Source organism: Faecalibacterium tardum (assembly GCF_040096515.1).
GTDB classification, from domain to species: domain Bacteria; phylum Bacillota; class Clostridia; order Oscillospirales; family Ruminococcaceae; genus Faecalibacterium; species Faecalibacterium tardum.
The window spans coordinates 1-570 of the sequence record NZ_JBBMEO010000109.1 but is presented as its reverse complement, the minus strand read 5'-3'; the positions used below and the strand labels follow the sequence as shown (position 1 = coordinate 570).

Genomic DNA, 570 nt, shown 5'->3' with positions numbered 1-570 from the left:
ATCGCAGAGGAAAACGGTGTCAGCCGCGCCTCCGTTCTCCGCGCCAGCCACTATACACGAGGCATCGACATCGCAGACAACCTCTCTCCCGGCATCAAGCAGAAAGTCTTTTCCGGCGAAGTGAAGTTTACCAACGAAGAAATGTCCAAACTCGTGCAGGTAAGTGCCGAGCATCGTTCAGATGTCCTTGCTCAAATCCTGCATCCAGAGGCATTGGAAGTGTTGGAATCTGCCAGTGCAGAATTTGAACCTGAAAAAGCAGAACCCGTTCCCATGCCCACACCACAAACAGAAGAATTCCGGTGCTATCATGTACCGGACGAGTTTATGAAGGTTTACAAATCCTTGAGCCGTGCGACCGAAATGATGAAAAACTCATGGAAGAAAACGCTCAAAAACAATCCCAGCTATTTCACTGACCCGGAAAAGCAAAAGGTTCTCCGCTTCGCAATGCAGAGACCTGCTAACTACCTGACTGAAATCGAAACCTATCTGGAAAAGGCTCTTGCAGAAGCCCTTGAAGAAGAAAAGACCGCATAACAGCAGACACCTGTAAGCCATCAACGAGCC

General features: G+C 49.1%; 1 pseudogene. It reads left to right on the top strand.

Annotation, left to right across the window (positions count from 1 at the left end):
• Positions 1-540: pseudogene (locus WMO44_RS15005) on the top strand (hypothetical protein); the annotation flags it as partial.
• Between the last annotated feature and the right edge of the window lie 30 nt (positions 541-570).